The organism is uncultured Pseudacidovorax sp., assembly GCF_913773995.1.
In the GTDB taxonomy this organism is placed as follows: Bacteria; Pseudomonadota; Gammaproteobacteria; order Burkholderiales; family Burkholderiaceae_C; genus Xenophilus.
The window spans coordinates 1-12,511 of sequence record NZ_CAJYES010000150.1 but is presented as its reverse complement, the minus strand read 5'-3'; the positions used below and the strand labels follow the sequence as shown (position 1 = coordinate 12,511).

Here is a 12,511-nt window from a genome sequence, read left to right as displayed (position 1 = left end):
CGCGCGGCCGTGCTGCACGGCATTGCCGCCCAGGTTGGAGATCACCTGCGCCAGGCGGCCGGCGTCCCAGTCGCCGTTGAGGTCGCCGTCGCGCTCCAGGATGAAGGTGGATGCGGGGTGGTAGGCCTCCAGCTCGTCGATCACATGGCGGGCGGTGGCGCCGAGGTCCGTGCGCTGACGGTGCAGGGTCAGGGCGCGGCCGAGGCGGGTCTGGGTGAAGTCCAGCAGCTGGTCCAGCATCTGGCGCAGCCGCACGCAGCCGCACGCAGCTGCTGTAGATGCGCGCGGAGACCTTGGTTGAGACGGGCGACAGGTGGTCGTCCTTGAGCAGCACCTGCGAGCCCGACATGATCGCGCCCAGCGGCGAGCGCATGTCGTGGCCGAGCACGCCGAGGAACAGGTCGCGGCCGTGGTGAAGCTGGTCCTCCACCGAGTTGGCCGACACATTCAGGGCTTCGTCGATGGCCTCGTTGAAGCGCACGATCTCTTCGGCGTCCGTCGCCTCGTTGGCGCCCTTCTCGGCCCACAGCCGCATGACGCTGGCACGCGCCGCGCGGTACTCGGCAATCAGGTCCAGCAGCGAGAACCCCTGCGCCAGCCGGGCATCCGCATGCACCAGCGCATGTCGCGTGATCGCCTCGGAGTTGCCAGGTCGCAGCCCGTGCGACTTGTCGCGCTGGGCCTTCTCGGATTGGACCTTCTCCATGTCGTCCGCGATGGCACCGAAAAGCTTGCCGGCGCTGTCGCGCAGGTCGTCGCAGCTGAGTGCCTGCGCGGCCTTGATCTGTGCCGAGGCGTAGTTGGCCCATTCGTCGACCAGGCGCTCCCGGTAAGTACGGATGAGGTCGGACAGGCTCATGCAGGGCTCCTTTCAGCAAGCGGGTGATGCTCCGCTCGGCACGGCAAAGCGGCAGTCAATACCTTGTGTCGAGCGCAATCCGAAGACATGCAGCCTCCACACCGGCGACGTGTAGGCGAAGCCGGACGGCGTGCGTGCGCACAATGCCGGCATGGCCGCAGCAACCCCCACCATCCTGGACGCCAAATGGCAGCTCTTCGTCAAGATCGCCCAGGCCGGCAGCGTCACGGGCGCTGCCGTCGCGCTGGACATGCCGGCCTCGGTGGTCAGCCGCACCCTCGCCCAGCTGGAGGCGGATGCCGGGGCCCGGCTGTTCCGGCGCACCGGCCGCGGCGTGGTGCTGACCGAGTTCGGCGAGCAGGTGCGCCCGCGCATCGAGGCGCTGCTGCGCGACGCGGCGCAACTCGCCGACGAGATGCGCACCCGCAGCGGGCTGCCGATGGGCGACGTGCGCTTCGGCCTGCTGCCCTCCACCGTGAGCGTGCTGGCGGGGCCACTGTTCACCGAGGTGCGTCGGCGATGGCCCGAGGTGCGCCTGCACCTGACCGAGGGCGCCAGCGGCCAGCTGGAGGAGTGGCTGGGCCAGGGCCGGCTCGACATGGCCACGCTTTTGCGCGAGACCGACACGCCGGACGCCGCCACCGAGCCGGTGCTGGCGCGGCTGCACCTGAACCTCGTGATGCCGCGTCAGCATCCGCTGGCCGGGCGCAAGACCGTCTCATTCGATGAGCTGGCCGGTCTGCCGCTGGTGTTGCCGAGCGACCCGCACCCGCTGCGGGCCCGGCTGGTGAAGCTGGCGCGGGACCGTGGCGTCGCGCTGACCTGCGCGCTCGAAGCCGATTCCATCCGGCTCCAGCACCAGATGGTGGCCAGTGGCGGCGGCGTGGCCATCACCGCCGGCACGCTCGACGCGCCGCTCGCGCGCCAGCTCGCCGTGGTGCGCATCGCGCGCCCCACGCTCACCCGCGCGGTCGTGCTGGCCGAGACGGCGCAACGGCCGAGCACGCTGGCCACGCGCTCGGTGGCGGCGCTGCTGCGCACGCTGGCGCCGGGCGTGCTGCGGCTGCACGGCTGAATCCCTCCGCTTTGCATTTGCGCGAATGCTGCTTTCGCGCCGATGCGCTCGCCTGGGCGGCAGGCGCTCCCTAGCATCAGGTCTCTTTCCAAGGAGACACCATGGGCTCGTCCCACCCAGAAGCAGCTTCTGCGCCGCCGCCGACCCTGTTCCTCAGCGACGAGGACGTGGCCGAACTGGCCGACTGGCCGGCGGCCATCAAGGCCCTGCGCCAGGCCTATGTGCAGCCAATCGCGCCGGCCGCGGTGCCCCCACGCTCCATGGCCCGTGGCGACGGCCTTTGGCTGCGCGGACTGAGCGCGGTCTCGCCCACCGGCGCGCACATGGGCTGCAAGCTGATCGCGGCCTCGATGACGGCGCGACGTGCCAGCTACCTGGTGTCGCTGTTCGACCAGCGCAGCACCGCGCTGGCAGCGCTCATCGACGGCAACCGCATCACGGGCATCCGCACCGCCGCGACGGCCGCCCTGGCGGTGGATGCCGCGGCGCCTCGGCGTCCGCTGTCCGTTGCGGTGATCGGCGCCGGTTTCGAGGCGCGTGGCCTGCTGTCTGCACTTGCCGCCGTCCGCGCACTGTCGCGGGTGCGGGTCTACAGCCCCACGCCACAGCGCCGCGAGGCCTTCGCGGCGGACTTCCACCAGCAGCTGTGCGACGACGTGCAGGCCAGCCCGAGTGCCGAAGCGGCCGTGGCCGGCGCGGACGTGGTGCTGTGCGCCGCCCGCAGCCGCGATGAGACACCGGTGCTGCAGGGCCGCTGGCTCACTGCCGGCGCCACCGTTGTCTCCATCGGCTCCACCCTGCCCGAGCAGCGCGAGGTCGACGCGGACACCATCGCCCGCAGCACCCTCATCGTGGCCGACATGCCCGAGGAAGTGGCCCACGACACCGGCGACATGCTGGCCGCGCGTTCGGCCGGCGTTGCCTTCGAGGGCCGCCTGCACCCGCTCACCGAACTCGTGGCCGGACGGCTGCCCCGCAGGGCGGAAGACATCGTCCTCTACAAGTCGGTCGGCTCGGCGCTGCAGGACGTGGTGGTGGCCGAGATGCTGCTCGAACGCGCCCGGGCCAGCGGCCGGGGCCAGGCACTGGCGCGGTCCATCGTGCCGGTGTCCAAGTGACGAATCCCTCTTCCCTTCCTGCGAGACATTCCATGCCCTCCTATGCCCGCAAAGACGCCCGTGCCTGGGCGCGCGAACACCTGACCGGCTGCTCGGCCGTGACCATTCCCAGCTACTCGGCCGACCTCAAGCGGCTCAACGAAGCCGGCATCCGCCATGACGTGGCCCTGGCGCGCGAGCTGGGCTACCGCTACACGCTCCTGTGCAGCGAGGTGGCCATCACGCCGGAGGAGAACGCCCAGTTCACCGCCTGGGCCCGCGACACGGTGGGCCAGGAGATGGGTCTGTTCTTCCATGCCGCCTTCGGCACCCTGGCCGAGAACATCGAGGCCGCGCAGCTGGCGCAGAAGGCGGGCGCCGACATCGTGCTGCTGTCGTACCCGCCGCAGTTCTGGCCCACGACCGAGCAGGAGATCTACGACTACACCCGCGCCTTCTGCGAGGCGACCGACCTGGCGGTGATGCTCTTCCCCATTCCCCTGTGGGGTTTCGAGCGGGTGCACCCGGCCGGCATGTCGGTGTCCCTGGTGCGCCGGCTGCTCGACGACTGCCCGAACATCGTCGCGATCAAATCCGAGCAGGGCTTTCCGCTGATCGCCGGGCTGTGCGAGATGTACCGGCACTTCCGCGACGAGGTGGTGATCAGCTGCCCCATCGAGGGCGACGCCATTCCCATGATGAGCCTGATGCAGCTGCAGTTCTCGGGCACCAGCAACACGCAGTGGATGAGCCACTACTACCCTCGCGCCTTCGAGCTGGCCCGTCGTGGCGAATGGGACACCGCCATGGAGGCCTATTGGCGCGTGGCACCGGCGCGCAATGCCAACGGCGCGGCAGCCCAGACCTACGCGGGCGGCACCGGCGTGCTCAACCGCACAATGTGGAAGTACCAGGACTGGCTGGCCGGCTTCAACGGTGGACCGCTGCGCGGGCCCGCCATGCGGGTGCCCGACCGGCTGATGAAGATGCTGCGCCAGGGCCTGGTGGCCTCGGGCCTGCCGGTCACGGCCGATGCCGACAGCGCCTTCATGACGGGGCGCCATCCATGCTGAACGCCTCGCCCGTCGCATCGCTGCTGCAGGACGCCAGCCTCCTGCGAAGCGCGGCCTTCGTCGATGGCCGGTGGATCGACGAGACGCCCCACGGCCGCTCGGCCGTGCGGAGCCCTGCCGACGACACGCTGCTCGCCGAGCTGCCGCGGCTGCGCGAGGCCGAGACCGGGGCCGCGATCGAGGCCGCCCAGCGCGCCTTCCTGCGCTGGCGCGCGACCACGGCCCGTGAACGGGCTGACGTGCTGCGCCGCTGGTACGACGGCATGGTCACGCACCGGGAAGACCTGGCGACGCTGATCACGCTCGAAGGCGGCAAGCCGCTGGCCGAGGCGCGCACCGAGGTGGACTACGCCGCCTCCTTCCTGCGCTGGTTCTCCGAAGAGGCGACCCGCGTGGCCGGCGAGGTGCTGGCCGGGCCGCGCACCACGGCGCGCATCGTCACGCTGCGCGAGCCCATCGGCGTGTGCGCGGCGATCACGCCCTGGAACTTCCCGGCGGCCATGATCACCCGCAAGGCCGGACCGGCGCTGGCGGCCGGCTGCACCATGGTGGTCAAGCCCGCGAGCCAGACGCCGCTGACCGCGCTGGCCCTGGCCGAACTGGGCAGGCGCGCCGGCGTGCCCCATGGCGTATTCAACGTGCTCACCGGCCACGACACGCGCGCCATCGGCGGCGTGCTGTGTACCCATCCGCTGGTGCGCAAGATCACATTCACGGGCTCCACCGAGGTCGGGCGCCTGCTGCTCGCGCAGGCGGCAGACACCATCAAGAAGTGCTCGATGGAGCTGGGGGGCAACGCGCCCTTCCTAGTCTTCGACGACGCGGACCTGGATGCGGCGGTGGAAGGCGCCATCGCCGCCAAGTTCCGCAACACCGGCCAGGCCTGCATCAGTGCCAACCGCTTGCTGGTGCAGTCAGGCGTGCACGATGCCTTCGTGGAGCGCCTGGTGCGGCGGGTCGCGCAACTGCGCGTGGGCCATGGGCTGGAGGCCGGCTCGCAGCTCGGCCCGCTGATCGACGACGCGGCCGTGGCCAAGGTCGAGGCCCACATTGCCGATGCCTGCGCGCACGGTGCCCATATCGCCCATGGCGGCGGACGGCATGCGCTGGGCGGTCGCTTCTTCGAGCCCACGGTGCTGGTCGGCGCCACGCCGGCGATGGCCGTGGCGCGGGAAGAGACCTTCGGCCCGCTGGCGCCGGTCTTCCGCTTCGACACCGAGGCCGAGGCGCTGCAGATGGCCAATGCCACCGAGTTCGGTCTGGCAGCCTATTTGTACAGTCGCGATGCCGCACGCCTGTGGCGTGTGTCGGCCGGGCTCGAATCGGGCATGGTGGGCATCAACTGCGGCCTCATCTCCAACGAGGTGGCGCCCTTCGGCGGGGTCAAGCAGAGCGGCCTGGGCCGCGAGGGCTCGCGCCACGGCATCGACGAATTCATGGAGATCAAGTACCTCTGCTGGGACGGGCTCGTGCCCGCCGGCGGCTGAGGACGCACTCCCCAGGACAGACAACGACAGACAACGACGGAGACACCCGATGACCGCCCACTCCTCCCTCCTTCGCCGCACGGTGCTGCTCGGCCTCGGCGCCCTGGCCTGCGGGCCGGCGCTGGCCCAGCCGCAGGCGATCAAGATCGTCGTGCCCTTTCCGCCTGGCGGCGTGACCGACGTGGCCGCCCGTGCGCTGGCCGAGCGCATGTCGCGCCTGCTGGGCGAGACGATGATCGTGGAGAACCGCCCCGGCGCCGGCTCGCGCATCGGCATCGACGCCGTGGCACGCGCAGCGCCCGACGGGCGCACGCTGCTGTTCACCAACACCAGCTACAGCATCCTGCCCATCGTCGACCCGACGGCGCGCTACGACCCGACGCGGCTGCTGGCGCCCCTGGCGATGGCCGGCACCTACGGCCTGCCGGTGGTGGTGAGCAACAAGCTGCCGGTGACCGACCTGCAAGGCCTGATCGACTATGCGCGCAGCCATCCGGGCAAGCTCAGCTACGGCAGCGCCGGCCAGGGCAGCGGCACCCACTTCGGCGGCGAGTACTTCAAGCTGCTGACCGGAACGAACATGGTGCACGTGCCCTACAAGTCCACTGCGGCGGCGGCGGCCGACGTGGCGGCGGGCCTGCTGGATCTGACCTTCGATGCGGCCTCCAAGGCCTATGCGGACGCGGGCAAGGTGCGCATCATCGCGGTGACCGGCTCACGGCGTGATCCACGCCTGCCCAACGTGCCCACGGTGGCCGAGGCCGGGCTGCCCAAATTCACGCTCGACTCCTGGGTCGGGCTGCTCGCCCCGCAGGGCCTGCCGCAGCCACTGACGGAGAAGCTGCAACGCGCAGCGGCCACGGCCCTGGCCGACCCGGGCCTGCGCCGGACCCTGGAAGACCTGGGCCTCAATGCAGCCAGTGGCGAGCCGGGCCAACTGGGCCGCGCCATTGCGGAGGACATGACGCTCTACCGGCGCATCGTGACCGAGGCCCGGATCCGGATCGAGTGAGCGGTGCGCGGCGTGTCCCGCTCCGCGCCCCACAGGCCATGGGCCGCCGCCGACCGCTCATTCGGCCGTGATGTGGTTGTCCTTGACCACCTTGGCCCAGGCGCGGGCGTCCTCGTCCAGGAACTTGCGGAAGGCCTCGGGCCCCTCGCCGACGGGCGTGAGGCCGTAGTCGAGCAGCTTGGCGCGGAAGGCCGGGTCGGCCATGATCTTCTGCGAGGTGGCCAGCAGTGCGGCCTGGATGGGCTCGGGCGTGGCCTTGGGCACGAAGATGCCATGCCAGGAGTCGCCGACGAAGCCGGGGTACAGCTCCGCGATGGCCGGCACGTCGGGCAGGCCCGCGATGCGCTGCGCGCTGGTCACGCCGAGGGCCCGCACCTTGCCGGCGCGCACCTGCGGAATGGCGCCGGTGCTGGCGTCCAGGGCCACGTCGATGCGACCGGCGATCACGTCGGGCACGAACTGATCCTTGTACGGCACATGGGTCATCTTGAGGCCGGCCTGGTTCAGCCACCGTGCCAGGGCGACGTGCGTGCCCTGGCCGATGCCCGCGCTGGCATAGCTGAGCGCATCGGGCCGGGCCTTGGCCTCGCGCACCAGGTCCTGCAGCGTGCGGTACTTCGAATCCACCGAGGTCACGAGCACATAGGGCACCGAGAGGATGCGCGTGACCGGCGCGAAGTCCTCGGCCTTGTACGGCAGCTTCCTGTAGACGTAGGGGTTGATCGAGAAGGTGTTGTTGACCGTCCAGAGCAGGGTGTAGCCGTCGGCCGGCGCATTGGCCACGGCCTGGGCACCGATGATGGTGCTGGCACCCGGGCGGTTCTCGACCACCACCGGCTGGCCGGTGAGGCGGGTGAAGCCCTCGCCCCACAGGCGGGCGATCACATCGGGCGACACGCCCGGCGGAAAGGGCACCACCAGCTTGACGGCCTTGGTGGGATAGGCGGGCTGGGCCGGCGCCATGGAAGGCAGGCCCGCGGCCAGCAAGGCCGCGGCGGCGGTGGTGCACAGGTGGCGGCGGGAGATGGCGGAAAAGCGCATGTCGTCTGTCTCTGTCTCTTGATGGTCAAAGCGGAATGGCTGGGGGCGGCCACGGCGAAGCGGGCCGGCAGGGATCGGGCGTCAGGCCTTCAGGTCGAGCCGGCGGACCAAGGGTGGGAAGTCGGCCATGTCCTGCCGGATCAGCGCCTCCAGGGGCGCAGGCCCGCCACCGGCGAGTTCCCAGCCGTTGACCTGGGCGCGGGCCTTCATCTGGGTGTCGGCCAGGGCGGTGTCGAGGGCCTTCGACAGCCGAGCGATCACGGCGGCCGGCGTGCCCTGCGGCACAGCCAGGCCGATCCAGAACGAGGCATCGAAGCGCGGGAAGCCTTCTTCGGTGAGCGTGGGCACCTCGGCCATGGAGCTCAGGCGCCGCAGGCCGGTCTGCGCCAGCGGCACGATGCTGCCGCCCTTGAGCGCCGGCTGGGCCGAGGAGAAGTCCAGCAGCGCGAGCTGCACCTCGCCCGCCATCAGGCCGGTGATGAGCGGACCCGAGCCCTTGTAGGGCACATGCACGAGCTCGATGCCCGCCAGCGTCTTGAACTGCTCCAGGGCGATGTGGTTGGTGGCCCCGATGCCGGCGCTGCCGTAGAAGAGCTTGCCCGGCTGGGCCTTGGCGGTGGCCACCAGCTCACGCAGGTTGCGCCAGGGAGAGCGCGCGGGCGTCGCCAGGATGCCCACCGCCCGCAGCGCCAGGCCCACCGGCATCAGGTCGCGTGTCGGCTGCACCGTGGCGCCCTGCTGCACCAGCGGCGCGATGATGTGGTTGGAGCGCGAGGTGACCAGCACCGTGTAGCCATCGGCCGGTGCTGCGGCGGCAGCCGCGGTGCCGATCAGGCCTGCGGCACCGGGCCGGTTGTCGATCACCAGCGGCTGGCCCAGGCTGGCGCGCATGCTCTCCGCCAGGAAGCGGGCCACGATGTCCGAGGGGCCGCCGGGCGGTTGGGGCACCACGAGCTTGATGGGGCGCTGCGGGTAGGCAGCCTCCTCCGCCGCGAAGGCGGACGTCGGAAGGACCAGCGGCAGCGCGAGCGGCGCGAGGCCGGCGAGGAAATGGCGGCGGGTGGATGCCATGGTCATGTCTCCTTGTCGTTCTTCGTTCAGCGTGCGGCGGTGGTGCGTCCGCCCAGCGTCTCGGCCACCCAGTCGGCGATGTAGGCGCCGGCGTTGGCCGAGTTGTCGAAACTGGAATGCTGGGCGCCGCCTTCGCGGTCGGTGAAGATCTTGAGCTCGCGCTTCGGGCTGTTGACGAGCTGTTCGTAGGTGCGCTCGGCCCACTTGAGCGGGATCTGCGAATCCTTCTGCCCATGCGTGACCAGGAAGGGCACGCGGATCTTCTCGACCACGCCGTCCAGATGTACCTGTTCGGCGATGCGCATGAAGTCGTCCATGTCCTTGGCGCCCCAGACCCAGCGCACATGCTCCCAGTAATGCGGCACGGGAAAGCTGCCTTCCTTCTCCAGCCGGCGCTTCTGCACGTCGCGCCAGTCGTGGTTGGCACCCCAGACCACACCGCAGGCAAAGCGCGGCTCGAAGGCGACGGCGCGCGGGCAGTAGTAGCCCCCCAGCGAGACGCCTTCGCAGCCGATGCGCTGCGGGTCGATGTCTTCGCGCGCCTGCAGCCAGTCGACCACCCGGCTGGCCCAGTGCTCGGCGTCGAAGCGCGCCGTCATGCCATGCAGGCGCAGCGCCTCGCCGGTGCCGGGCTGGTCGAGCACCAGCGACGAGATGCCGCGCTGCGCCAGCCAGTGCGGCAGGCCGACGCGGTACTTCATCTCCTTGGTCGAATCCAGGCCGTTGAGCTGCAGCAGCACCGGTGCGCGCCCCTGCACGCCGCGAGCGCGCACATAAAGGCCGGCCAGCACGCCGCCCTCGTAGGGAATCTCCACGCGCTCGCAGTTCTCACCGGCCAAGGTGATGCCGCGCGCGAAGGTGTCGAGGAAGCGCCGGTACAGCGCCTCGCGGCCCGATGCGCCGTGGCCCTGCATGCGCTCGGCCGTGATCAGGTAAGTGGCGGCGCGGCCCAGCTTGTCGCCGGCCGAGATCAGGCGTCCGCGCGCCTCGTCTTCGGCGGCGAGTTCGCACAGCTGGTCGGCCATGCGCTCCCAGCTCTGCCGGAAGGCCAGCGACGCGGCGGCATCGGGCTGGTGCGCGGCCTCCTTGAGCGGCGCGCACATGGCCTCGATCTCGCCGATGCGGGCGCCCATCTCGATGGCGAGGTCGACCGAGAGGTTCCAGACGTAGTTGGTGGGAAAGTACTTGAACATGGCTTTCTGTCTCCTTGCCCTTCGCTGGGCCGGTTATCGGGGGCGGACGCGCGCCGCTCAGCTGCCGTCCGAGATCACGGTGCCGCCGTCCACCACCAGCGTCTGCCCGGTGATGAAGCCGCCGGCCGCCGAGGCCAGCATCACGGCGACGCCGGCCACCTCGTGCGGTGCGCCCACGCGGCGCAGCGGGGTGGCCGCCAGCCGGCGGGCCATGAAGGCCTCGTTGGCCATCAGCCCTTCGGCCAGCGGTGTACGGATCAGGCCCGGCGCGATGGCGTTGATGCACACGCCGCGCGGGCCCCACTCCACGGCCAGGTTGCGCGCCATCTGCGCCAGTGCCGCCTTGCTGAGGCCGTACAGGCCGATGGCGCCGTTGCCGCGCAGCGCGGCGATGCTGGCCATCAGCACCACGCGGCCGTGGCCGCGTTCGCCCATGGCCGGCAGCAGCGCGGCGCACAGCGCATGGGCGCTGGCCAGGTTGACCTGGAACACGCGTGCCCAGTCGTCCGCCGGCACGTCCAGCAGCGGCCCCGCCGGGCCCTGCATGCCGGCGTTGCAGACCAGCAGGTCGATGCGGCCGAAGGCGGCACGGGCCTGTTCGGCCAGCGCCTGCACCTGGGCGGGCGCCGACAGATCGGCCACCACGCTCCGGACGGCGCCGCCGAGCGACGCGCAACGGGCTGCGATGTCGCGCAGCGCAGCGTCGTCGCGGTCCGACAGCACAAGGCTTGCCCCGTGCTGCGCATAGGCCAGGGCGATGGCCTGGCCCAGGCCGCCGGTGGCACCGGTGACCAGGGCCACCTGCCCCGCCAGCGAGAAGAGACCGGGGGCCCTGGTCGCCTCACTCAAGCTTCACCCCCACCTGCTGGATCACCTGACCCCAGCGCGTGGTCTCGGTGCGGATCAGTTCGGCGAACTCGGCGCGGGAGCTGGGCGCGACGATCAGGCCCAGGTCGGTGTAGCGCTGCACCACGTCGGGCGAGGTCACGGCCTTCACCAGCTCGTCGTGCAGCCGGTTGGCAATGGGCTCGGGCGTGCCGGCGCGCACGACCATGCCGGTCCAGCCGGGGATGTTGAGCGCGGGCATGCCCAGTTCCGCAATGGTGGGCACCTGCGGTAGCTGGGGCAGGCGCTTGTCGCTGCCCACCACGGCCAGGGCGCGGGCCTTGTTCTCGCGCACCAGCGGGATGGCGCTGGGCGACACGTCAAGCATGGCGTCGATGTGGCCGGCCATCAGGTCCTGCACCGCCGGGGCGCCGCCCTTGTAGGCCACGTGCGTGAGGTTGCCCTTGATCTGGCCGCGCAGCATCTCCATCCAGATGTGCGGCTGGCTGCCCATGCCGTAGGAGCCGTAGTTCAGGCCCTTGCCGCCGGCCTGCGCCGCCTTGACGAAATCCTGGAAGGTCTGGAACGGGCTCGACGCCGGCACCAGCAGCACGGTGGGCGAGACCAGCAGCCGCGTCAGCGGCATGAAGTCCTTGAGGGTGTCGTAGCTCAGCTTGGGGTACAGGCCGGCGTTCATCGAGAAGGGACCCAGGTCGCCATAGAACAGCGTGTGCCCGTCGGCCGGCTGCTGCTTGACGAAGTTGGCGCCGATCTGGCCGCCTGCACCGGGCCGGTTGTCGATGACGACCGGCTGGCCCAGGCTGGCCGAGAGCTTCTGCGCCAGCATGCGCGACAGCGCATCGCCGAAGCCGCCGGCCGGATAGGGCACGACCCAGGTGACCGGGCGTGAGGGAAAGCCGGCCTGCGCGCGTGCAGCTGTGGTGGCCAGGCCCAGCGGCGCAGCGGCCAGGGCGGCGGCGCCGCGCAGCAGCGTGCGGCGGGTGGCATGGGCGAAGGATGAGGCGGAATCGGTCATCGAAGAAGGTCTCCTGAATGGGTGAAGTCAAAAATCGTCGGCCTCGCCGGCCGGTGCGAGCGCCCGGCGCACCAGCGCCCGCGCGTCGCCGTCATCGCGCAGGCCGAGGGCGCGGGGCGCGCGGTCGTCCAGCGGCGGATAGCGGCCGAACACGGCCTCCACGGCAGGTTGCGGCGCATGCCGCACCAGGGCATGGCCGTCCGTCCCGAACTCGGCCGACAGGGCCTGCACGACCTCGGCGATCGACAGGTGCAGCACCGGCAGCGGCCAGGCGCGGGCCGGGTCGTCACCTACCGGCATGGTGGCGGCGTGGACCAGGTTCCAGGCGCAGCGGCGGGCGGACATCCACCAGGCCGTGGCCTCGGGCCCCACGGGAAGCGTGACGGGCTCGCCGGCCGCAAGCGCATGCAGCAGCTCGCTCATGAAGGCCGACACCAGCCCCGAAGGGGCGCGGGGCCGGGCCACGATGCCGGGCAGCCGCAGCGAGCGCCCATCGAGCCGGCCGCGGCGCGAGAAGTCCGCCAGCAGCACCTCGCAGGCCAGCTTGTGGGCCCCGTAGATCAGTGGCGGCCGCAGCGGCGTGTGCGGCGTCACCACCGCTGGCAGCGCGCTGCCGTAGACGGCGATGGTGCTGGCATAGACCACGACCGGCGGCGCACGGTCGGCGCCGGCCGCGGCCAGCGTGTCGAACAGGTCCAGCGTGGTGTCGAGGTTGACGCGGCGACTCAGGGCCGGATCGACC

The 12,511-nt window shown here is 71.2% G+C and carries 11 protein-coding genes and 2 pseudogenes; 5 read left to right on the top strand and 8 right to left on the bottom strand.

Annotated features, from left to right (window positions below):
- Both QZ772_RS13965 and QZ772_RS25510 read right to left on the bottom strand, forming a co-directional pair.
- Positions 1-255, bottom strand: a pseudogene (locus tag QZ772_RS13965) (sensor histidine kinase); the annotation flags it as partial.
- A gap of 337 nt (positions 256-592) precedes the next feature.
- Positions 593-859, bottom strand: a pseudogene (locus tag QZ772_RS25510) (RsbRD N-terminal domain-containing protein); the annotation flags it as partial.
- Between the two features lie 151 nt (positions 860-1,010).
- Between QZ772_RS25510 and QZ772_RS13955 the strand changes: the two are divergent.
- From QZ772_RS13955 to QZ772_RS13935, 5 genes are all read left to right on the top strand, one after another.
- Positions 1,011-1,934, top strand: a complete 924-nt coding sequence (locus QZ772_RS13955; RefSeq protein WP_295527269.1) for a LysR family transcriptional regulator — start codon at positions 1,011-1,013, stop codon at positions 1,932-1,934.
- A gap of 101 nt (positions 1,935-2,035) precedes the next feature.
- A complete protein-coding gene (locus QZ772_RS13950) occupies positions 2,036-3,052 on the top strand; it encodes an ornithine cyclodeaminase family protein (RefSeq protein ID WP_295527267.1) in 1,017 nt (338 codons plus the stop codon).
- A gap of 32 nt (positions 3,053-3,084) precedes the next feature.
- Entirely contained in the window at positions 3,085-4,104 is a 1,020-nt protein-coding gene (locus QZ772_RS13945; protein ID WP_295527265.1) for a dihydrodipicolinate synthase family protein, read from the top strand.
- Positions 4,098-5,591, top strand: a complete 1,494-nt coding sequence (locus QZ772_RS13940; RefSeq protein WP_295527262.1) for an NAD-dependent succinate-semialdehyde dehydrogenase — start codon at positions 4,098-4,100, stop codon at positions 5,589-5,591. Before QZ772_RS13945 ends, QZ772_RS13940 begins: the two co-directional genes overlap by 7 nt.
- 49 nt (positions 5,592-5,640) lie before the next feature.
- The gene (locus QZ772_RS13935; RefSeq protein WP_295527258.1) at positions 5,641-6,603 is read left to right on the top strand and encodes a tripartite tricarboxylate transporter substrate-binding protein; all 963 of its coding nucleotides are present in this window, start codon (positions 5,641-5,643) and stop codon (positions 6,601-6,603) included.
- Between the two features lie 57 nt (positions 6,604-6,660).
- Here QZ772_RS13935 and QZ772_RS13930 read toward each other — a convergent pair whose 3' ends face one another.
- From QZ772_RS13930 to QZ772_RS13905, 6 genes are all read right to left on the bottom strand, one after another.
- Positions 6,661-7,644 carry a tripartite tricarboxylate transporter substrate binding protein gene (locus tag QZ772_RS13930; RefSeq protein WP_295527256.1) on the bottom strand — a complete coding sequence of 328 codons (984 nt, stop codon included), beginning with the start codon at positions 7,642-7,644 and terminating at the stop codon, positions 6,661-6,663.
- Positions 7,645-7,725: 81 nt separating this feature from the next.
- A complete protein-coding gene (locus tag QZ772_RS13925; RefSeq protein ID WP_295527253.1) occupies positions 7,726-8,715 on the bottom strand; it encodes a tripartite tricarboxylate transporter substrate binding protein in 990 nt (329 codons plus the stop codon).
- A 26-nt stretch (positions 8,716-8,741) separates the two neighbouring features.
- Positions 8,742-9,908: a prolyl oligopeptidase family serine peptidase gene (locus QZ772_RS13920; RefSeq protein WP_295527250.1), complete on the bottom strand. Its 1,167-nt coding sequence runs from the start codon at positions 9,906-9,908 to the stop codon at positions 8,742-8,744.
- Between the two features lie 57 nt (positions 9,909-9,965).
- On the bottom strand, positions 9,966-10,757 hold the full coding sequence (locus QZ772_RS13915; RefSeq protein ID WP_295527247.1) for an SDR family NAD(P)-dependent oxidoreductase: 792 nt from the start codon (positions 10,755-10,757) through the stop codon (positions 9,966-9,968).
- The gene (locus tag QZ772_RS13910) at positions 10,750-11,769 is read right to left on the bottom strand and encodes a tripartite tricarboxylate transporter substrate binding protein (protein WP_295527244.1); all 1,020 of its coding nucleotides are present in this window, start codon (positions 11,767-11,769) and stop codon (positions 10,750-10,752) included. The genes QZ772_RS13915 and QZ772_RS13910 overlap by 8 nt, the downstream gene beginning before the upstream one ends.
- A 27-nt stretch (positions 11,770-11,796) precedes the next feature.
- On the bottom strand, positions 11,797-12,511 hold a 715-nt coding region (locus QZ772_RS13905; protein ID WP_295527240.1), incomplete at its 5' end, for an NAD-dependent epimerase/dehydratase family protein.

What these genes read in the sequence shown, in the direction of transcription:
- QZ772_RS13955 (WP_295527269.1), top strand. Translation starts at nt 1,011, where the DNA reads ATGGCCGCAGCAACCCCCACCATCCTGGACGCCAAATGGCAGCTCTTC.
- QZ772_RS13930 (WP_295527256.1), bottom strand. Translation starts at nt 7,644, where the DNA reads ATGCGCTTTTCCGCCATCTCCCGCCGCCACCTGTGCACCACCGCCGCC.
- QZ772_RS13935 (WP_295527258.1), top strand. Translation starts at nt 5,641, where the DNA reads ATGACCGCCCACTCCTCCCTCCTTCGCCGCACGGTGCTGCTCGGCCTC.
- QZ772_RS13945 (WP_295527265.1), top strand. Translation starts at nt 3,085, where the DNA reads ATGCCCTCCTATGCCCGCAAAGACGCCCGTGCCTGGGCGCGCGAACAC.
- QZ772_RS13950 (WP_295527267.1), top strand. Translation starts at nt 2,036, where the DNA reads ATGGGCTCGTCCCACCCAGAAGCAGCTTCTGCGCCGCCGCCGACCCTG.
- QZ772_RS13940 (WP_295527262.1), top strand. Translation starts at nt 4,098, where the DNA reads ATGCTGAACGCCTCGCCCGTCGCATCGCTGCTGCAGGACGCCAGCCTC.
- QZ772_RS13910 (WP_295527244.1), bottom strand. Translation starts at nt 11,769, where the DNA reads ATGACCGATTCCGCCTCATCCTTCGCCCATGCCACCCGCCGCACGCTG.
- QZ772_RS13920 (WP_295527250.1), bottom strand. Translation starts at nt 9,908, where the DNA reads ATGTTCAAGTACTTTCCCACCAACTACGTCTGGAACCTCTCGGTCGAC.
- QZ772_RS13925 (WP_295527253.1), bottom strand. Translation starts at nt 8,715, where the DNA reads ATGGCATCCACCCGCCGCCATTTCCTCGCCGGCCTCGCGCCGCTCGCG.